We start from the raw sequence: 18,432 nt of genomic DNA on the forward strand, positions 1-18,432 counted from the left end.
GGCCGGCTTCGTGACATTGCCGAGGAGGTTGGCTGTGACTGGCTGCGGCTGAAGCCGCCGGCCGAGGACTGGAATGCTGCGCTGAAGGTGCGGGAAGAAGAAAAGAAGGAAAGGAAAGCGAGGGCAGGAAGAGGAGGCCTGCCGCATGCCCGCCAGCCGCGTCAAGGGTGAAGCTTCGCCCGCTCGGCCGCGGCCCTTGACCCGTCGGGACGGAGAGGCGGCGTGAGGGGAGGGGTCATGAAGGACTGAAGAGGATGGTGAGCCGGCAGGGCAGCGCCGCGCTTCGGTTCGGACAGGGCCAAAGGAGCCGCCAATGAGCACCCCTTCCGCAATCCGTAAAGTCTACGAAGGCATCGCCGACCGCCATCAGATGTTCCGAATGTTCGATCGGCATGCACAGCGTCCTCACCGTTTCGAGGGTGATGCGAGCTCACTTTATGCTGGCGAGTGGTTTGAAATTACCGAGCGTGAACATGATTACATGTTCGAGATCCTCCCCCCGCTTTGGATCCGTGGCTCGATGTTCGCCATGCGCGAATTCCTGACCGGATCCGTAACGTCGATATTCTACGCGCTGCGGATCGACGAGGTCATCCGTCACTTCCATGGATATTGTGATCTCTCTGACCGTGGGTCGGTAGAGGACATGCGTCTAGCGATCATCGAACGCGAAACGCGCCCAGTGCGCGCGATGACGCGGGACGAGCGCCTCGAGCACATCTGGAGCGTCACGGCGGACGCCTATCGCGGCTACTCCGATGAAACTGCCGCGCAGTATCTGCCGGGTCAACGTGTCATCGCTCTCTACACAGGGGCTGGATCTGCCAGGTTAAAGCTTCTCGACGACCTGACCGGCGACGAGATCGCCACCAAACTGCCCGTCCAACTGCGCCATCTTCCCGCCGCGGCGGTCGCAGCGTGAGGAGGCGCTTTCCATGCTTTCGTTTCCGATTGAATCCGTGCGGGCGGTGATTGCTCGCGGGCGCGCTGACGCCGAAGCCAATGGCGGCTTTCGCAATCCGCATTACGGTCTCCATCCCGGTCGTGACGAGCAGCCTGGCGCCTGGTTGGTCGGTGATCACGGTGTCTATCTGTGCTCGAACGGCAAACTGCCGGACGGCGAAAGGCCTCTCGTCGCTTACGCGCTCGAATGCGATCCCCGCATCAACGACGACTGGTTCGAGGTCAAGCTCATGACCTTCGGTGGCGACGACGGTGTCGAGTTCATCGATGCCGCGCAGCTGGAGGCCCTGATCGCTGCCTGCCCAACCGCCCGGCATCTTGGCATCAGCTTCCAGCCGGACTCGATGGAACTCTTCATCATCGAGTGGTCGTAACGTCCCCGGCTCGCAGCGGGATCTTCAACATCAATCAGCGTCCGTTCGCCGGCGAATTCCACCGGCGGAACGATGACGCGCGCTTTCATAAGGAGATTTTATCATGAGCAACGATCCCTTCATGCTCGACATGTTTGGCAACACCGCACTGTCGTCCGGCCTTGGGCTCGGCGTCACCGCCTTCGGCAGTTTCTCGCCTGACGCCGCCAATGACGACGATCCAGATCCCACGCCGCCGGCGCCAGCGCCTGCTCTGCCAATTACAGCTGCACCTGCCCGGCGCGCCAGCCTTCGCGCAAACTTCTATCTCGACGGTGACCGCGGTTTACCTTCGTCCTGGAAGGATCGTGCCCGTGCCAATGTTGCGGCGATCCTCGTTGCCAATAACATCTCGAAGCAGGACCGGCCGGCGACACCAAAGGAGCAGGCACAGTTGATCCGCTTCACCGGCTTCGGCGCCGGCGAGCTGGCCAACGGCATGTTCCGCCGACCGGGTGAGGTCGATTTCCGGCAGGGATGGGACGACCTCGGCTCGTCGCTAGAGACGGCCGTCTCGAGAGCCGACTATGCCTTGCTCGCCCGTTGCACCCAGTATGCCCACTTTACCCCAGAGTTCATCATCCGGGCGATCTGGGCGGGCATACAAAGGCTTGGCTGGCGCGGCGGCCGCGTCCTGGAACCGGGCATCGGCACGGGCCTGTTCCCGGCGTTGATGCCGGAAGCCTATCGCGAGGCGGCCTATGTCACCGGGATCGAGCTTGATCCGGTTACCACCCGTATCGCCCGCCTGTTGCAGCCAAAGGCCCGGATCATCAATGGTGACTTCGCCCGCACCGAGCTCGCACCCATCTACGATCTCGCCATCGGCAACCCGCCCTTTTCCGATCGCATCGTCCGCTCGGACCGCGCCTATCGGTCGCTTAGTCTTCGCCTGCACGACTACTTCATCGCACGCTCGATCGACCTTCTGAAGCCGGGCGCGTTCGCCGCCTTCGTCACCTCGCACGGCACGATGGACAAGGCCGATGCGACGGCGCGGGAGCATATCGCCAAGTCTGCCGACCTGATTGCGGCCATTCGTCTGCCCAAGGGCAGCTTTCGCCGCGATGCCGGCACGGATGTCGTCGTCGACATCCTGTTCTTTCGCAAGCGCGAGGCGGGTGAGGCTGAGGGCGACCAGTCGTGGCTAGATGTCGATGAGATCAGGCCAGCAACCGGCGACGAAGGCGCGATCAGGGTCAACAGGTGGTTCGCCCGCCAGCCCGACTTCGTTCTCGGCACCCACGCGCTGACCCCAGGACCGTTTGGCGAGACCTACACCTGCTTGCCGCGCACTGGAGAGGATCTGGAGGCTGCTCTCGCCGCTGCCATCGAACTTCTGCCGGCCGATCTCTATGACGGCGAGCCGACCCCCATCGATATCGACCTGGAGGAGGAACTCGAGGAGATCGTCGATCTGCAGCCGAGGGACAGTTCTATCCGCGAGGGCAGCTTCTTTCTCGATCGGTCGAAGCGGCTGATGCAGATGCTCGATGGCTCGGCCATGCCGATCACCATGCGCAAATGCCGTTCCGGTGATGGAGTTTCTGAGAAGCATATCCGGATCATTTCGAAGCTGATCCCGATCCGCGATGCCGTGCGCGAGGTGCTGAAGGCGCAGGAGACTGACCGGTCCTGGCGCGATCTTCAGGTTGGGCTGCGCATTGCCTGGTCCAGTTTCGTGCGTGATTTCGGCCCGATCAATCACACCACCGTCTCCATCCAGGAAGATGCCGAGACAGGCGAGGTCAAGGAGACCCATCGCCAGCCGAACCTCGCACCCTTCCGCGACGATCCGGATTGCTGGCTGGTCGCCTCGATCGAGGATTATGATCTGGAGACCGACACGGCGAAGCCAGGTCCGATTTTTTCTGAACGGGTTATTGCCCCGCCGGCGGCGCCGGAGATCACGTCGCCGGCAGATGCGCTCGCCGTCGTGCTGAATGAGCGTGGTCACGTCGACATCGACCACATCGCGGAGCTGCTCCACAGCGATCCCGCAACGGTAATCGATGAGCTCGGTGAGGCCGTGTTCCGCGACCCGGCCGATGGATCGTGGAAAACAGCGGATGGATATCTCTCGGGTGCGGTCCGAACGAAGCTCGCGGCGGCGCAGGCAGCAGTCGAGCTCGATCCGACCTATAAGCGCAATGTCCGCGCATTGACCGATGTCCAGCCGGCCGATCTTCGGCCTTCCGATATCACCGCGCGTCTCGGCGCGCCATGGATCCCGGCTTCCGACGTCGTGGCCTTCGTCAAGGAGACAATGGACGCCGATATCCGCATTCACCATATGCCGGAACTCGGATCGTGGACGGTCGAGGCCCGCCAGCTCGGCTACAGCGCAGCCGGCACGTCGGAATGGGGCACGAGCCGCCGCCATGCCGGCGAGCTGCTCGCCGATGCGCTCAACAGCCGGGTGCCGCAGATCTTCGACACCTTCAAGGATGTCAATGGAGAGCGTCGTATCCTCAATGTCGTCGATACCGAAGCCGCCCGCGACAAGCTGCAGAGGATCAAACAGGCGTTTCAGGGCTGGGTCTGGACCGATCCGGATCGAACCGACCGTCTGGCACGCGATTACAACGATCGCTTCAACAATATCGCGCCGCGCAAATTCGACGGCTCCCATCTCAAACTTCCCGGCGCCTCTGGCGCCCTTGTTCTTTTTGGGCATCAGAAACGCGGCATCTGGCGGATCATCGCCGACGGCTCGACCTACCTCGCCCACGCCGTCGGCGCCGGCAAGACGATGACGATGGCAGCAAGCATCATGGAACAGCGTCGGCTCGGACTGATCGCAAAGGCGATGCTGGTCGTGCCCGGCCATTGCCTGGCGCAGGCTGCCCGGGAATTCCTAGCGCTCTATCCGAATGCGCGGATCCTGGTCGCTGACGAGACCAACTTTACGAAGGACAAGCGCGCACGGTTCCTGTCGCGGGCCGCGACGGCGACCTGGGATGCGATCGTCATCACCCATTCGGCGTTTCGCTTCATCGCCGTGCCTTCTGCATTCGAACAACAGATGATCCAGGATGAGCTGCAACTCTACGAGGATCTGCTGACCAAGGCCGATAGCGAGGACCGCGTCTCGCGCAAGCGCCTCGAGCGGCTGAAGGAAGGATTGCAGGAGCGGCTCGAATGCCTCGCCACCCGCAAGGACGATCTTCTGACGATTTCCGAAATGGGTGTCGACCAGATTGTCGTCGACGAGGCACAGGAATTCCGAAAACTGTCCTTCGCCACCAATATGTCGACGTTGAAGGGTATCGATCCCCACGGTTCGCAGCGCGCCTGGGACCTCTACGTGAAGTCCCGGTATATCGATACGAAGAACCCCGGCAGGTCGCTGGTGCTGGCCTCTGGCACGCCGATCACCAATACGCTCGGCGAAATGTTCTCGATCCAGCGCCTGCTCGGACACGAAGCGCTTGCCGAGCGAGGACTGCACGAATTCGATGCCTGGGCCTCGTGCTTTGGCGATACGACGACCGAACTCGAAATCCAACCATCCGGCAAATACAAGCCTGTCACCCGCTTCGCATCCTTCGTCAATGTGCCCGAACTGATCGCCATGTTCCGGTCGTTCGCCGATGTCGTGATGCCGGAGGATCTCCGGCAATATGTGAAGGTGCCCAACATCTCGACCGGGCGTCGGCAGATCGTGACGGCCAAGCCGACCGCTCTGTTTAAGAGCTATCAGCAGATGCTCGATACCAGGATCAAGGCGATCGAACAGAGGGAGGGACCGGCCAAGCCCGGGGACGACATTCTACTCTCTGTCATCACGGATGGGCGTCATGCGGCGATCGATCTTCGCTTCGTCATGCCGGGGGCTGAGAATGAGGAAGACAACAAGCTCAATCTTCTGATCCGCAATGCCTATAGGATCTGGAAGGAAACTGGTGAAGCGACCTATCGTCGTCCCGATGGCAAGGACTTCGATCTGCCAGGCGCCGCGCAGATGATCTTTTCCGATCTCGGCACGCTCAACGTCGAAAAGACCCGTGGCTTCTCGGCCTATCGCTTCATCCGCGACGAGTTGATCCGGCTTGGCGTGCCGGCATCGCAGATCGCCTTCATGCAGGATTACAAGAAGACCCAAGCCAAGCAGCGGCTGTTTGGCGATGTCCGTGCCGGCAAGGTGCGCTTCCTGATCGGTTCGTCGGAGACCATGGGCACCGGGGTCAATGCGCAACTTCGCCTGAAGGCCCTCCATCATCTCGACGTGCCATGGCTGCCGTCGCAGATCGAACAACGCGAGGGTCGGATCGTGCGCCAAGGCAACCAGCATGAGGAGGTCGATATCTTCGCCTATGCCACCGAAGGCTCGCTCGACGCGTCGATGTGGCAGAACAACGAGCGCAAGGCTCGGTTTATCGCCGCCGCCCTTTCCGGTGATACGTCGATCCGGCGAATGGAGGATGTCGGTGAAGGCTCTGCCAACCAGTTTGCGATGGCCAAGGCCATTGCGTCGGGTGACGAGCGGCTGATGCAGAAGGCTGGCCTTGAAGCCGACATTGCTCGGCTCGAACGCTTGCGGGCCGCCCACGAAGATGACCAGTATGCCGTCCGACGGCAGATGCGTGATGCGGAGCGCGAGATAGAGGTCTCAACCCGGCGCATCGGTGAGATCGGCAAGGACATTGCACAGCTTAAGCCGACAAGCGGAGATACCTTTACGATGGCGGTGCTCGGACGAGAATATACCGAGCGCAAAGAGGCGGGCCGCGCGTTGATGAAGGAGATCCTCACGCTTCTGCAATCGCAGAAGCAAGGCGAGGTGCATCTGGCCACGATCGGCGGCTTCGATCTCGTCTTCGAGGGAGAGCGCTTCGGTAAGGGCGATGCCTATCGGTACGAAACACTGCTCCAGCGCACCGGCGCCGATTACGAGATCGATCTGGCGATCACAGTTACGCCGCTCGGCGCCATCTCGAGGCTGGAACACGCACTCGGCGGCTTCGATGAGGAACAACACCAATATCGCCGGCGGCTTGAAGAGGCCGAGCGGCGATTGGTCTCCTACCGTTCCCGAGACGGAGGCGCTTTCGCCTTCGCAGACGACCTCAAGGAAAAGCGGCTGAAGCTGCGCGAAATCGAGGCCCAGCTGGCGGAGGATCTGGCCGACGAGACCAACGCAGCGGCTGCATAGCTGTGTTGCACAATAAATGTTTTCCAGTTGGTCAAAATTCGGGCAAAACGCCTCCAGCTGATGCACATGACGGTCACCTCCCAGTTCCGTCGCAGCAGCTGTTCCCCTCTGGAGGTTGTAGATCTCCACACTTCATGGGCCGCGGTTTTCCGCAGGCCCATTTTTTTATTCTTCGTTCGTCTCGTACGATGATTCCGAAGGGTTTATGCCGGAGACGCTATTGCGCGGGTCCCGCCTCTCGGCAGATCGAAGCGCAATTATAGCAAGGTACCGTTCGCGCATGGTCCTCATATCGATTTCTCCCCCGATCCATTCCTCGAGCAAGGTTAGGAAGGCGGGGTCAGTGTCGATCGGCACGCCACGCGCTGTTGCCCGATCGATCGCCCGTTGCGCGATGGCTCTCCGGGTCTCGGGTGTTGTGCTCATCCTGTTTCGCCTGGCATTCCTGATGGGCGTCGAAGTCTATCAGTTGATGATCCAAATCGCGACTTGAAATTGCCCTTCGTCAACAATATCTGAGCATCACTTCCCGATGAGACGATGTCCTGCTCGCTGCAATCGCCGCGGCGTTTGATATTGTCCCGGGATACAGAAGAAGGCGCTCCCCTCACGGTCGAGCGCCTTTTTGTGTCCAATGCGACCGCAAATGCGGTGTCGCACCTTGACCACACCACTTTTGCGAATGAGATCTGCACTAAAATACTTAGTGGGAACACATGCCATTTTTCCTGGTAACGCAGACATCGCTGGTCGAAGCTCAAGATGAGCAGGAGGCCGCTCAAACAGGCGTCGACCGCCTCCGCTCCGGAGAACAGGTCACCGTGTCGGTCAGATCGGATGAAACGACGATTACGCGCGTCGTTGTCGCCGCAGTGTCCGAAGAACCTCTCGCAGTCGCGCAATCCGACGCCGCCGATCCATCACCCGCTGCTATTGCTATCCCCGAGATTACCTCTGCCACACTGGAGAGCAGGAAACTGATCTTGAAGCGCATGCTCGCCGATGGTCTGTCCCTTCTTGGACGGCGAAGCTAGTCCCATCCACGGAGCAACCGCCGCCAGCATTCTCCGAGTGTCGAGCGGTTGGCCCGAACTGAGAAATGAGATTTGAGAAAAGTCGAAAGCAGGAGACAAGAACGGGTCGCAGATCGGTCCTCCTGTCGGCGCTAGCGCTCAACCGCCGCCTGCGCCATCCCGGCTGATTGTCCTTCGCAGGGCTGTTAGCCCCGCTCGCCCTACCCAGCAGGGATGCTCGGCCGCAGTTGCGGCAGTCCGGCCGCTCGGCGGGCCGGGAGGTGTCTTCGAAGAAATGAAGACAGGAAGGGCTGGCAAGGCGCCAGTCCGGAACCCTCCAGACAAGGACAAATCCCATGCAGATCATGAAGGTTGACCCGCGCGCCCTCAAGGAAAACCCCGACCGGATGCGCCAGACAAAGTCGTCGCCGCAGGCCGATGCGTTGATGCTGGCGACGATCAAGGCCGTCGGCATCGTCCAGCCGCCGGTGGTTGCCCCCGAGACCGAAGGTGGAAACGGCTACATCATCGACGCTGGCCATCGCCGGGTTCGATTGGCCATCGCCGCTGGCCTGGACGAAATCGACATTCTCGTCGCAGATTCCGCCAACGATAACGGCGCAATGCGTTCCATGGTCGAGAACTCGGTTCGCGAGCCGCTTAACCCGGTTGACCAGTGGCGCGGCATCGAACGTCTGGTCGCTCTGGGATGGACCGAGGAAGCGATCGCCGTCGCTCTTGCTCTTCCCGTCCGCCAGATCCGAAAGCTTCGACTGCTCGCTAACGTCCTGCCAGCGATGCTCGAACAGATGGCGCTGGGCGACATGCCGTCCGAGCAGCAACTGCGAATTATCGCCGCCGCCGGCCAGGTCGACCAGAAGGAGGTCTGGAAGGCGCATAAGCCGAAGAAGGGCGACACAGTTCCGTGGTGGCAGATCGCAAACGCGCTCACCAAGAAGCGCATGTATGCAAGGGACGCAAGTTTCGGCGACGATCTGGCGCAGGCCTACGGGATCGAGTGGGTTGAAGACCTCTTCGCGCCGGCCGATCAGGACGGTCGCTACACGACGAATGTCGAGGGCTTCCTCGGCGCCCAGCACGAATGGATGATGAGCAACTTGCCGAAACGTGGGGCTATCGTCGAGGTCAATAGCTGGGGCCAGGCGGAACTGCCGAAGAAGGCCTCCCAGGTCTATGGCAAGCCGTCGAAGTCCGATCACACGGCGCTCTACCTCGATCGCGATGGCAAGGTGCAGACCGTGCATTATCGCATGCCCGAGGCGGCCAAGCCGAAGGGCGCTGCTGACGACGGATCCTCCGCTAGCAGCAATAGCGATGCGGTGGCCCCTCCGAAAATTCGGCCCGACGTGACCCAGAAGGGCCACGACATGATCGGCGATTTCCGAAACGACGCACTGCATGATGCGCTCGGCCGCGCGCCGATCGAGGATGACATGCTGATGGCGCTGATGGTGCTGGCTTTCGCCGGGCAGAACGTCCGGGTCGATTCCGGTGCAGACGGGACTTTCTACGCCGGCAAGCGCTTCTCGCGCCACGCCGTTACCCTGTTCGACGAGCATGGCAAACTCGCCTTCGATCAGGACACGCTTCGGGTCGCCGTTCGCTCAGTGCTGATCGACGTTCTGTCCTGCCGCCGGGGCATGTCGAATAGCGGCATGGTGGCCCGTATTGCAGGCGAGGCAATCGGCGCCGACGAATACCTGCCGAACATGGGTTCGGAAGATTTCCTCTTGTGCCTGTCGCGCCAGGCGTTGGAAGCGTCGTGCGCCGAGGCATCCGTGCAGCCACGGTCGAAGGTCCGAGAAACCCGTGCGGCGCTGGTCGAGCATTTCGCAACTAAGCATTTCGTCCATCCGGCCGGCCGCTTTGCGCCACCCGCCGACGAACTGCTCGACTGGATCCGCGCAGGTTCTGCCACTGCCACTGATACCATCGGCTCCGGTGGGCACGAGGATGACGACGGTCATGATGAAAACATCGGTGAGGAGCAGGAAGGCTACGCCGGCGACGAACGGGATCACGACGATCCGCAAGACGTCGATGGCGACTCCGAGGACGAGCATGATCAGGATTTCGACCGGAGGGCGGCCGCATGACTGCCGCCCTACAGTCGAACATGGCAGCACCCACCCCCGATCTTTCGGGGATGGAGTTTGCCATCAGCGCGGACGGGTTGCCCGTCGCCCGCATCGATGACCTGGTCCTCGCTATGGTCACGGCGCCGAGCGGCTTTGCTTATCTCGCGAGTGCTGTCTCTGTCCGCCGGCCGCTCGCGGAGCTGACACGCAGCGACTTCATTGGACATGATGGCCGGGTGGCGGATGAGGCCGAATTCCGGGCGCGTGTCGCTGAGACCGCCGGTCATAAACACGATCTGGCGAAGCTAAATCGCATACAGATCCGCATGTCGGCGAGCACACCCTGGGGCGCATCGCAGATGGCGGTCATCTATGCGGATGGTGTCATCGCCCATAGCACGGCGGGACACGGTGGGTTTCATCTCTCTGCTGACCGCAACGGCAAAGTCCATCCGCTGCTGCGGAAGGACTGCCCATGGTACGAAGAGGATAGCGAATGGGCGATTGTGGCGCTCAGCTTTCCGGAGCTGTTCACCGGTTATGAGCGGTCTATGGCCGAAAGGACCATCAGCAACACCTGGCTGGATGCCTGGGAGGCAATCTACGGCTGCGAGCTGGCCGAGGGCGGAAGCTGGATAAAGGATCAACGGGCGTTCGATCAACGTCATGCGAAGGACTATATCGTAAGGTCGGCAATCTTCTCCGATCAGAACCCCGGCATGACAGAGGTGGTGGCGGTCGTCGGGGGCCGCCGAAAGTTGGACAACGATGAGCGTCGCTTCCTGGTGCCGAGCGACGAGTATGCACAGCGTGGCCGGTTCGGCTTCGTCATCGATACCGGTCGGCATGCCGAATATCATGGGCCGTCTTCCTTCATCGGCTGGCGAGGCCGAGGGAGTGTGGCATGATCGTCGTCCTTGCTTTAAATACGCTGGCGAAGGCAAACGGCGCCCGGCGCGAAACCCAGGGGCATCTCGACTGTCTGACACGGCAAATTGCGGCGCGCGCGGGACGGCAGGTGATCACGGCAAAGGTCCGGAGTCGGGGCACGACGTCGGTCCGGTCACCGCCTCTATCAACAGGAGCTTGCCGATCGCCTGACCTTCGAACGGTGGCGCGAACTCGACGCGGTCATGTGGAGGCTGCGTGTTCAGGAGCTGATCATCGACGAGCACGAGCATAGCGGTGATGCGTCTGGTTTGCCCATCGCGGGATAGACGGACCACAGGAATGGGCTGCGGAGTGGCTTTGCACCACGATGCGGCTCGAGTCTGCAAGGGTGTCGGGTTTGGCCATATCGCCTTCCAATCGCTTGTACCTGACATCCGACCCGCGCCTGACTGCCCTTCTTTTCGCTGCGGTCTGAACCGGCGGCCGGTCGTTTCAAGGCCGCTGTCGCGCCGCGTGGCGGCCGATCCAACCTCACTTCGCGATGGCAGGCTCGCGGTCCCAAGCAGGTCGAAACCTGCTGGCCCGCAAACCTGCCCTGCTTGCTCAGCCAGATCCGACCTGTGAAGCCGCCCGTCCTTTGCCGGTTCTTGTTCGTCCGCATCGAAGGGCAGACCGGCACGGGCCGGAACCGCTTCGGTTGAAACGGAAGGAACAGACATGGCCAAGCCCACCACCCCTAATCGCTCCAACGCCAGATCGGCGCAATCGCGCCGCGGCACCACACTCGAAATGGTCCGCCACTCCTGCCCCGATGCCGTCCAGGCGCTCAAAATCGCCGAAAGCTTCGGCACCACCGTCGTCGACAGCGATGGCATCCGCAGCCTGCATGAGCGGCTGATCGTCGAGACCGCCGACAGCCTCTCCGAAGGGTTGGGCGAAAGAGCTATGCAGATCCACCTGCAGCGCATCGTCGGGGCCTTCGTCGGATCGGCGCACGGCGCCGGGCAGTTTTACTCCCGCGCCGTTACCGAAGCGCGTGACGCGACAGCCAAGGCATCGAACGATGCCCGAGACGAGGATCTCGATGGTCCGGTCGGTTATGACAGCGCCGCCCAGCGCAAGCGGGAATTCGCGGCTGACATGGGTATCCAGTCCCATGCGCTCCGGATGGCAGCCGAGGGCGCGGTGGCCGCTTACGAGCAGGTCGTCGGTGAGAGCTGGAAGCCCTTCGACCGGCCGGTCGAAAACCCAGGTGCATCGCTCGACCGTAAAGCGGCCGAAGTTCAGATGGCTGCATTCGGATGACACACTCGGCGGGGTCGCACCCGCCTTCTCTTTCTAATCCTAGGCCGGCGCCTGCAGCGCCGGCTCTTTTTATGTCGAAAAGGAAAGCTGGCGACGCCCGATCGCGGCCGTCCCGCTCGGCGGTCCTGCAGGAGCCGGGTGCCCATGCAACGGCTTCGCCGTCCTCCACGCTGTTGCGGCCTTCGGTGCGCGGGCACGCCATGTGCCCCTGACTTCGGACCTCCGTGATGGGTCGCGATAGGCGCGGTCCTTGAAAGGGAGAAAGAGAAGTCATGGCAAAGAAATCAGAGCTGGACCGTGCGGACATCTACACGCGGATCTGCCAGTCGATCCCAGCCTCTTCGACTGTTGCGACAAGGGCCTGAACAGCGTGCCGGTAGTCAGCGATCGTATCTTGAGAGTAGTTTGCACCGTGCAAACGCTCAAAAAAATCCTCAACAAGTGACAACGGCAGCTTTTGAGCTGAAGTATTTCGGATTTCGATCTTCATGTCGTGCTCCTTTAAAGGCACCCCTACATGGCACGTGATGGCCAAGGGGGCGGGAGCACCTTAGCAAATGGCTCTTACAATTGACGGTGATCAACGCTTGTCGCGAATCGCGCAACTGACTACAAATTAAGAAAGGCTAGACCCAAGCCTCCCCCCTCCTTTCGGGGAAGCATTTTAAATGCAGGGTGACCATATTTCATCGAACCATCTGTTCGAGCATCGCATAAGGAGGGGTTGCGGTTTGACTCGCAATGGAGGTCTTTGATGAAGCTTTCTGCGCCAATATTCCAGCTCAAGCGTCGGGCCAAGCTAATGGCTCGTAATGACAGTGTCCCTCTAAACGAGGCACTCGACCTGATCGCACGCGAAGAGGGATTTGCACAATGGAGCCTGCTTTCCGCAAGCATGGCTGCTGGCACATTGTCTAAAACAGTCCTGTCGCGGCTCACCAACGGCGATCTGCTTTTGATCGGAGGCCGACCGGGCCAGGGTAAGACCAAGCTGGGTCTTCAGCTTCTAATTGAAGCCGCTCGTGATGGCCGTAAAGCCTTACTGTTTACGTTAGAATTCACCGAGCAACAGGCGAGGAAACACCTTGGCTCTCTGGAGCCTTCGGGGGGCAACAGCGCAGAGGCCGTGCAGATTTTCACATCTGATCAGATCAGCGCCGAATACATTATCCAACAAACGTCTGGATTAGAACCCGGCGCAATTGCAGTTATCGACTTCTTGCAGCTGCTTGATCAGCAGCGCAGCAAGCCGGTCCTATCCGAACAACTTCAAAGTCTGGGGGACTTCGCAAAACGCACTGGCATTATCTTCGGTTTCATCTCCCAAATCGACAGGTCATTTGAACCGGACAGTAAACGCCTTCCTGATATCGCAGACGTTCGCTTGCCGAATTTTGTCGATCTAGGCCTCTTTTCCAAGGCGTGCTTCCTACACAATGGGGAGGCTCAACTTCAAGACGTTGCATGAGCGCTGGCCGCGACCATGGTGGTCGCGGCATTTCCTGCAAGGTTGAGGTTGAAGCAGGACCTATTATGCCGACTGCGATGCGCCGAGTGCCTATGTGTTCTCGGCACATCAGCCTCATGCGCGGCATAATCCAGATATCGGCATAAGACCCACTGGACGGCGGCAGAACATCGCGTAGGACGTGACCTCTCTCGTTACGCTAAGGACCGAACGGAGCGGGCGCGGGAAGAACTCATCGCCGAACTTGGCAGTTGCTTCCTTTGCGCCGATCTCGGTATCGCGCCGGAGCTCGAACCGCGGCCGGATCACGCGTCCTATCTGCAGTAGTGGCTCTCGGTGTTGGCCAACGACAAGCAGGCGATCTTTCAGGCGGCAGCCCATGCGCAACGCGCCGTGAGCTTCCTGCATTCGCTGCAGCCGGAAGCGGATGTGCAGGCTGCGGCCTGAGGCTCAAGCGCGGTCGTCACCACCGGTGGCGGCCGCGTGATCCGCATCATGTTGGTTCTTGAGACCTTGCGCAATGTCAGCATCCAGCCTTCCCCAGATCGACGGTTTTGCAGTGTCCGGCTTGGGTTTGCGGGTCGGTTTGCGTTCGACGATGAACGGCTTGGTCTGCTGACGCATTGATCCTCCAGGCTAAGATTCGCGAGGCCAACGATATCGCACCGGGCGCAGTCAGCAGGCGGGCCAATGTTAGCTGGAACGCTTGTCCCCTGATGAAGCCGACACTGAGAGCGGTCCCAGTGCGCGGTGCGCCGGGATGCTATTCGGACCCAGGGCGAATGCAGCGAACGCCATCGCGATCTCCCTTCCCGTCAGAGTTTCCGGCAACCCATCTGCGGGCTCGATGAGGCATGTCTGACCGGAGACCGGCTGCGCCTCGATCGCTTTACCGCAACGGCCACCACCACTTTTCTTACCCCTGTCGGCTGCGCCGCCATTCCTCTCCAACTAACAAAAGTGGCGGTTGCCGCCCTCCACTGTGTTCCGGCCTTATCAGGTGCGGTCCGATCTTCACCGGTCTTTGCGACTGCCATCGAGGCCGCGATGGGCGCGGCCCGAACACGAAAAGAGGAATACGACAATGGCGACCATCGGCACCTTTACCTCCACCGAAAACGGCTTCACCGGCTCCATTCGCACGCTCGCCCTCAACGTCAAGGCACGCATCGCCCGGGTTGAGAACCCCTCCGACAAGGGCCCGCAGTTCCGCGTCTACGCTGGTAGCGTTGAACTCGGCGCGGCCTGGCAGAAGACCTCCGAGCAGGGCCGCGACTACCTCTCGGTCAAGCTCGACGATCCGAGCTTCCCGGCTCCCATCTACGCAACGCTCGCCGAAGTGGAAGGCGAGGAAGGCCTCCAGCTCATCTGGTCTCGCCCGAACCGGGATTGACTGACATCAACAGGCTCCGCCACCGGCGGAGACCTCTCCTCTGACCGAATATCCAAACCCGGACCCGGCATCGAGCCGGGTCCGGCTTTTCTTTGGTGCCATACGGAGAGGAGGAAAACCTGCTCAGTATCGGGTGATGATGACGACGGGACCGCCGTCGTCAAGGATGAGCGGTACCCCCAATTTCGAATTGGCTGCGAAGCCGCCAACACGAAATCGGCTCCCCCACTCCCCGGCGCTGCCGGTCGCTTCAGCGATCCCTGACCTCGTCATTCCCTATCCGGCGCCGCTGATCGTCTTTCACATAGGAGATCAGACGATGACCCACGAACTTGAACGCCAGATTGAAGAACTTCGTGCCGAACTGCGCAATGCTGTCGATCCTTGCGAGCGCCGCCAGATCGAAGCCGAGCTTGATCTTGCGCAGGCGGAAATGGCGCTGGCGATGGCCGAGCTAGACGGCCGCGTCGATGCGGAGCCACCGTTCTGAGGGGGATGCCTCAAGTCGCGTCGTGTGCGTCGCGAGCTACCGAAAGATTTCCTGTCGATCCGATTTTCATTGACATCAGGGATGGTGCGTCCCGCGCGTCTGGCTGCAACCTGATGACGCCAGAATTTTGCTTGGCTATCGCTCCTCGCGCAGCAAAATTCAGTCGCTATCAGGTCCTTCGCTCCGCTTCGGCCCTGCGGGTGCAGCCCTCCTTCCTTGTCCGCTCTTCATCCCCGCAATGAACCGCAATCAACAGGAGATCCATGATGCACCAGCTCGCAAAATTCCTCAGCGCCACCGGCCGCCGTCTTCGCGCCCTTGGCAAGGTGGTCAGTCACCTCTTCCGCAAGGGCAAGCTCGGTCTGAAGATCGCCATCAAGATTCCCTTCTTCGTTGACGTTGAGCTTAACATCGATACCGAATGGGAACCGCGCCAATGAGCGCCGTTGGCTCGGCCCTCACCGGCCGAGCCGTCCTAGCACCATGGTTCACGACGACCTGTCCAGGTGCGCGCCAATCCTTCGGAGACGAGAATATCGCCGAGGCTATGGCCATGGCGAACAAGAACCCGGAGGGCGCGACCGTAGCGATCCTTCTCACGACCCGGCCACGCCTGCAATTCGAATGGACCCTGGTTCACCAGTTCGACCAGCCGCTGGGTCGCGCGGTTACCGAGAGCAAGTTCCGAGGCGCATTTGGGCTCACTGATCTCGGGTGCATCGATGTCTGCAACCCGGACTTTCGTGCCATCGATCCATAGCGTATCGCCATCGACGACGCAGGCGGTTCGATGGCCGCCCGTGCATTTTTCAAACTTTACCGAAGTCATGTGCGGCGCGGCCAGCGGCTCCGTTGGGGCACTGACCGCCATTGTAGCGGCGCTTGTGAGGCCAGAGATCATCGCGAGGATCGCGAGATTGCGTTGCCATCTCTTTTTCCGGAAGGAAAGCCGGAGATCATGCGGATGTGCCAAATGTCAAATGCTCCTGTTCATGATCGTCGATGTGTGGACTTAAGCCAGAGACCGCAAGAGATCGCCGGCCGTCAGTGACGGGCTGCGGAGGGGGTGACACGATATCCGCGGCTTCGCTTCTGTCGGAGAAGATCGAGGAAGGCAGCGACGGCGTCTCGCTCTCGGGCAAAATGCTGGACCTTCATCTGGCCATGCGCTCCGATCCGGCCCCAGCGGCGTGTCAGGCATACCTCGCCGAACAGATTCGGCTCGATCGTCATGGCATAGAAGCGAGCCATGTTGCGGGCTTCGTCCGTCCGTTCGACATAGAGCTGATAGGGCTGAATGAGCATGGTAGCATAATCGCTCGGGCGCCAAAGTTCGTCCAACGAGAGATATGAATCGATTGGGTCTGACCGATTCATTTTCGTGAAGTTCCGCTGAAAGATGGGCGTTCAACCTGCGGCGTACAGCTCTATTCGCCGAGGCGAACGGAGCCCTAGGTCTCCGCCCCATTTGGGTGACGATCTTCCCGCAAACACCAGACCAGACGTCTTCTGTGCAAATGGGCGTCGATCAATATCCGAGGTAGCCGAGGACATCTCCGCCATAGAACTCTTCGCAGTCGTCGGGAAGGCCAATCACGTCTCCACTTTCTTTATCGATCAACGCGCCGTCGCAGTGGCGAAGCACCGCATCGACGCCGTGCTTTCGGCATTCTTCAACCGCTTCAGCTGCCGTCACCTGCGCTTCGCATGCTTCCCAATATCGCATCATTGTGCACTCGATCTATCGCACGACCGGTTCATGCGTGCTGTAAGCGTTCTTGTAAAACCGGTTCTCGCCGACACAGACCCTCATGTCCTCGCGGCGGAACCACACTGCGCGCCCGCATCGCAGGGGTGCATTGCCCGAGGTGAAGACGATCTGTTCGTCACTGCGCATGCGCAGAACCTCATGCGGAAGGATCAACGGCCGGCGGTTGAGTTGCTTCGACCGCGATCTCGACGATCCCTTCATTCCGGACGAGCGATTAGTCTGATCGACCTCGACTGTCGTGTCGCCGCAGCGCTTTGAGATGTAGTCGGCCGTGTCAGGATCGTTGATTGCCGAGAACGAAATCCACGACGCGGATTCGAACCATTTGCTTGTCGCATCACGCCCACCATAGGCTTCGCGCATCTGCCCGAGCGACTGGAAGATCATCGTCAGCGTGATGCCGTATTTACGGCCCGCGTCGCGGGCGGTTTCGAGGATGCGCAGGTAGCCGAGACGCGCCACCTCATCGAGCAGGAAAAGGGTGCGACCTTTCACGTCGCCGTTGCGGTTATAGATGGCGTTCAGCAGCGAGCCGATGACGACCCGCGCAAGGCCCGGATGGGCTTCCAGCACTTTCAGATCGAGCGCGATGAAAATGTCGGTCTCGCCGTTTGCGAGATCGTCCGTCGAGAAACTGTCGCCGGAGACGAGAGCGGCATAGTTGGCGTAGGAAAGCCAGTGGGTTTCCTTGACGGCATTGGCGTAGACACCAGAAAACGTCTCCGGCGTCATGTTGACGAAGACGGCGACATTTTCCTTCACAAAGTCCGACTCCGACCCCTCGTAGATTTTCGTCAGACGTGCCCGAAGCTGCGGCTCGGGTTCGGAAAGGTTGCCCCGGACACGACGCAAAGTCTGGTCTTTTTCAGCCGTGTGCCCCGACAGGCAGACGTCCGCGATCAGCGCCGTCAGCAACTGCATCGCCGAGGCTCTGAAGAAGTCGTCGCGGGCGGACGCCGTGCGCGCATTGTCGGTCATGATCCATGTGGCGACGGCGACGATATCCTCCTCCTTGGTATTGCCGTGACGGCCAATCCAGTCCAGCGCATTGAACCCGGCACCGCCTGCCGTCGGATCGAGCACGATCACCTTGCGGCCAGCCTTACGCCGATGTTCCGAAACCATCGGTGCGACCTCGCTCGACGGATCCAGCACAACAAGTCCGCCACCCCATTTAAGCGCGGTCGGGATCGTCACTGATGTCGTCTTGAAACCATCGGAACCGGCGAAGACGATGCCGTGCGACGAGCCGAAGGAGCCGTCGAAGCAGAGCAGCGGCGATCTGCCGCCGGCACCCCAGCTTTTTTGATCATCAGCACGGAACGGCATGGCGGCAACGCTGTCGCTATCAACGCGATAGCGCTCACCGATAACGATGCCGCCGGGCTCGGGAAACAGTTTTGCCGCCTCCTGGATCTTCATCCAGTCGGCTTCGCCATGCACGGCTCGTTTGCCGCCAATCCTGCGAGGG

19 protein-coding genes and 1 pseudogene are annotated in these 18,432 nt (G+C 60.8%); 13 read left to right on the forward strand and 7 right to left on the reverse strand.

Annotation, left to right across the window (positions count from 1 at the left end):
• Window positions 1–313 precede the first annotated feature (313 nt).
• The 8 genes from ACUTJJ_RS20835 to ACUTJJ_RS20870 all read left to right on the forward strand — a co-directional run bounded on the left by ACUTJJ_RS20835 (window position 314) and on the right by ACUTJJ_RS20870 (window position 11,839).
• Complete coding sequence (locus ACUTJJ_RS20835; protein WP_445543296.1) at window positions 314–922, forward strand: DUF1419 domain-containing protein; 609 nt, start codon at window positions 314–316, stop codon at window positions 920–922.
• A 13-nt stretch (window positions 923–935) separates the two neighbouring features.
• Window positions 936–1,337 carry a DUF3085 domain-containing protein gene (locus tag ACUTJJ_RS20840; RefSeq protein ID WP_445543297.1) on the forward strand — a complete coding sequence of 134 codons (402 nt, stop codon included), beginning with the start codon at window positions 936–938 and terminating at the stop codon, window positions 1,335–1,337.
• Between the two features lie 103 nt (window positions 1,338–1,440).
• The gene (locus ACUTJJ_RS20845) at window positions 1,441–6,531 is read left to right on the forward strand and encodes a DEAD/DEAH box helicase family protein (protein ID WP_445543298.1); all 5,091 of its coding nucleotides are present in this window, start codon (window positions 1,441–1,443) and stop codon (window positions 6,529–6,531) included.
• Between the two features lie 343 nt (window positions 6,532–6,874).
• A complete protein-coding gene (locus tag ACUTJJ_RS20850) occupies window positions 6,875–7,024 on the forward strand; it encodes a hypothetical protein (protein WP_302079758.1) in 150 nt (49 codons plus the stop codon).
• Between the two features lie 223 nt (window positions 7,025–7,247).
• Window positions 7,248–7,565 (forward strand): hypothetical protein, encoded by a 318-nt coding sequence (locus ACUTJJ_RS20855; RefSeq protein ID WP_445543299.1) that lies wholly within the window; start codon window positions 7,248–7,250, stop codon window positions 7,563–7,565.
• Between the two features lie 335 nt (window positions 7,566–7,900).
• Entirely contained in the window at window positions 7,901–9,661 is a 1,761-nt protein-coding gene (locus ACUTJJ_RS20860) for a ParB N-terminal domain-containing protein (protein ID WP_445543300.1), read from the forward strand.
• Window positions 9,658–10,551 (forward strand): DUF7007 domain-containing protein, encoded by an 894-nt coding sequence (locus tag ACUTJJ_RS20865; protein ID WP_445543301.1) that lies wholly within the window; start codon window positions 9,658–9,660, stop codon window positions 10,549–10,551. Before ACUTJJ_RS20860 ends, ACUTJJ_RS20865 begins: the two co-directional genes overlap by 4 nt.
• A gap of 700 nt (window positions 10,552–11,251) precedes the next feature.
• Window positions 11,252–11,839 (forward strand): hypothetical protein, encoded by a 588-nt coding sequence (locus ACUTJJ_RS20870; protein ID WP_302079753.1) that lies wholly within the window; start codon window positions 11,252–11,254, stop codon window positions 11,837–11,839.
• A gap of 307 nt (window positions 11,840–12,146) precedes the next feature.
• Here the strand turns inward: ACUTJJ_RS20870 and ACUTJJ_RS20875 are convergent, their stop codons facing one another.
• A complete protein-coding gene (locus ACUTJJ_RS20875; protein ID WP_445543302.1) occupies window positions 12,147–12,329 on the reverse strand; it encodes a hypothetical protein in 183 nt (60 codons plus the stop codon).
• Window positions 12,330–12,593: 264 nt separating this feature from the next.
• Here ACUTJJ_RS20875 and ACUTJJ_RS20880 point away from each other — a divergent pair, with 264 nt between their 5' ends.
• Window positions 12,594–13,307 (forward strand): DNA helicase, encoded by a 714-nt coding sequence (locus ACUTJJ_RS20880; protein ID WP_302079751.1) that lies wholly within the window; start codon window positions 12,594–12,596, stop codon window positions 13,305–13,307.
• A gap of 147 nt (window positions 13,308–13,454) precedes the next feature.
• Window positions 13,455–13,754, forward strand: a pseudogene (locus tag ACUTJJ_RS20885) (zincin-like metallopeptidase domain-containing protein); the annotation flags it as partial.
• Between the two features lie 3 nt (window positions 13,755–13,757).
• Here the strand turns inward: ACUTJJ_RS20885 and ACUTJJ_RS20890 are convergent.
• Window positions 13,758–13,931, reverse strand: coding sequence for a hypothetical protein (locus tag ACUTJJ_RS20890; protein ID WP_445543303.1), 174 nt, complete (start codon window positions 13,929–13,931; stop codon window positions 13,758–13,760).
• 460 nt (window positions 13,932–14,391) lie between these two features.
• Between ACUTJJ_RS20890 and ACUTJJ_RS20895 the strand changes: the two genes are divergently transcribed.
• Window positions 14,392–14,700 carry a DUF736 domain-containing protein gene (locus ACUTJJ_RS20895; RefSeq protein ID WP_052821062.1) on the forward strand — a complete coding sequence of 103 codons (309 nt, stop codon included), beginning with the start codon at window positions 14,392–14,394 and terminating at the stop codon, window positions 14,698–14,700.
• 123 nt (window positions 14,701–14,823) lie between these two features.
• Here ACUTJJ_RS20895 and ACUTJJ_RS20900 read toward each other — a convergent pair whose 3' ends face one another.
• Window positions 14,824–14,973: a hypothetical protein gene (locus ACUTJJ_RS20900; RefSeq protein ID WP_445543304.1), complete on the reverse strand. Its 150-nt coding sequence runs from the start codon at window positions 14,971–14,973 to the stop codon at window positions 14,824–14,826.
• A gap of 46 nt (window positions 14,974–15,019) precedes the next feature.
• On the opposite strand from ACUTJJ_RS20900, the gene ACUTJJ_RS20905 reads away from it, so the two are divergent.
• Window positions 15,020–15,190, forward strand: coding sequence for a hypothetical protein (locus ACUTJJ_RS20905; RefSeq protein ID WP_445543305.1), 171 nt, complete (start codon window positions 15,020–15,022; stop codon window positions 15,188–15,190).
• 266 nt (window positions 15,191–15,456) lie between these two features.
• A complete protein-coding gene (locus ACUTJJ_RS20910; RefSeq protein WP_445543306.1) occupies window positions 15,457–15,630 on the forward strand; it encodes a hypothetical protein in 174 nt (57 codons plus the stop codon).
• Window positions 15,631–15,665: 35 nt separating this feature from the next.
• On the opposite strand, the gene ACUTJJ_RS20915 is transcribed toward ACUTJJ_RS20910, so the two are convergent.
• The 4 genes from ACUTJJ_RS20915 to traG all read right to left on the reverse strand — a co-directional run.
• The gene (locus tag ACUTJJ_RS20915; protein WP_445543307.1) at window positions 15,666–16,163 is read right to left on the reverse strand and encodes a thermonuclease family protein; all 498 of its coding nucleotides are present in this window, start codon (window positions 16,161–16,163) and stop codon (window positions 15,666–15,668) included.
• Window positions 16,164–16,234: 71 nt separating this feature from the next.
• Complete coding sequence (locus ACUTJJ_RS20920) at window positions 16,235–16,567, reverse strand: WGR domain-containing protein (RefSeq protein ID WP_445543308.1); 333 nt, start codon at window positions 16,565–16,567, stop codon at window positions 16,235–16,237.
• A 151-nt stretch (window positions 16,568–16,718) separates the two neighbouring features.
• A complete protein-coding gene (locus ACUTJJ_RS20925; RefSeq protein WP_445543309.1) occupies window positions 16,719–16,919 on the reverse strand; it encodes a hypothetical protein in 201 nt (66 codons plus the stop codon).
• A 12-nt stretch (window positions 16,920–16,931) separates the two neighbouring features.
• Window positions 16,932–18,432, reverse strand: a 1,501-nt coding sequence (gene traG, locus ACUTJJ_RS20930) for a Ti-type conjugative transfer system protein TraG (protein WP_445543310.1), incomplete at its 5' end; no start/stop codon positions are given.

The sequence above is a fragment of the Agrobacterium sp. DKPNP3 genome, from assembly GCF_052686535.1.

Excerpts from the sequence above, each read along its gene's own strand:
- ACUTJJ_RS20835 (WP_445543296.1), top strand. The coding sequence starts at position 314 with ATGAGCACCCCTTCCGCAATCCGTAAAGTCTACGAAGGCATCGCCGAC.
- ACUTJJ_RS20840 (WP_445543297.1), top strand. The coding sequence starts at position 936 with ATGCTTTCGTTTCCGATTGAATCCGTGCGGGCGGTGATTGCTCGCGGG.
- ACUTJJ_RS20845 (WP_445543298.1), top strand. The coding sequence starts at position 1,441 with ATGAGCAACGATCCCTTCATGCTCGACATGTTTGGCAACACCGCACTG.
- ACUTJJ_RS20855 (WP_445543299.1), top strand. The coding sequence starts at position 7,248 with ATGCCATTTTTCCTGGTAACGCAGACATCGCTGGTCGAAGCTCAAGAT.
- ACUTJJ_RS20860 (WP_445543300.1), top strand. The coding sequence starts at position 7,901 with ATGCAGATCATGAAGGTTGACCCGCGCGCCCTCAAGGAAAACCCCGAC.
- ACUTJJ_RS20865 (WP_445543301.1), top strand. The coding sequence starts at position 9,658 with ATGACTGCCGCCCTACAGTCGAACATGGCAGCACCCACCCCCGATCTT.
- ACUTJJ_RS20870 (WP_302079753.1), top strand. The coding sequence starts at position 11,252 with ATGGCCAAGCCCACCACCCCTAATCGCTCCAACGCCAGATCGGCGCAA.
- ACUTJJ_RS20875 (WP_445543302.1), bottom strand. The coding sequence starts at position 12,329 with ATGAAGATCGAAATCCGAAATACTTCAGCTCAAAAGCTGCCGTTGTCA.
- ACUTJJ_RS20880 (WP_302079751.1), top strand. The coding sequence starts at position 12,594 with ATGAAGCTTTCTGCGCCAATATTCCAGCTCAAGCGTCGGGCCAAGCTA.
- ACUTJJ_RS20890 (WP_445543303.1), bottom strand. The coding sequence starts at position 13,931 with ATGCGTCAGCAGACCAAGCCGTTCATCGTCGAACGCAAACCGACCCGC.
- ACUTJJ_RS20895 (WP_052821062.1), top strand. The coding sequence starts at position 14,392 with ATGGCGACCATCGGCACCTTTACCTCCACCGAAAACGGCTTCACCGGC.
- ACUTJJ_RS20900 (WP_445543304.1), bottom strand. The coding sequence starts at position 14,973 with ATGACGAGGTCAGGGATCGCTGAAGCGACCGGCAGCGCCGGGGAGTGG.
- ACUTJJ_RS20905 (WP_445543305.1), top strand. The coding sequence starts at position 15,020 with ATGACCCACGAACTTGAACGCCAGATTGAAGAACTTCGTGCCGAACTG.
- ACUTJJ_RS20910 (WP_445543306.1), top strand. The coding sequence starts at position 15,457 with ATGCACCAGCTCGCAAAATTCCTCAGCGCCACCGGCCGCCGTCTTCGC.
- ACUTJJ_RS20920 (WP_445543308.1), bottom strand. The coding sequence starts at position 16,567 with ATGAATCGGTCAGACCCAATCGATTCATATCTCTCGTTGGACGAACTT.
- ACUTJJ_RS20925 (WP_445543309.1), bottom strand. The coding sequence starts at position 16,919 with ATGATGCGATATTGGGAAGCATGCGAAGCGCAGGTGACGGCAGCTGAA.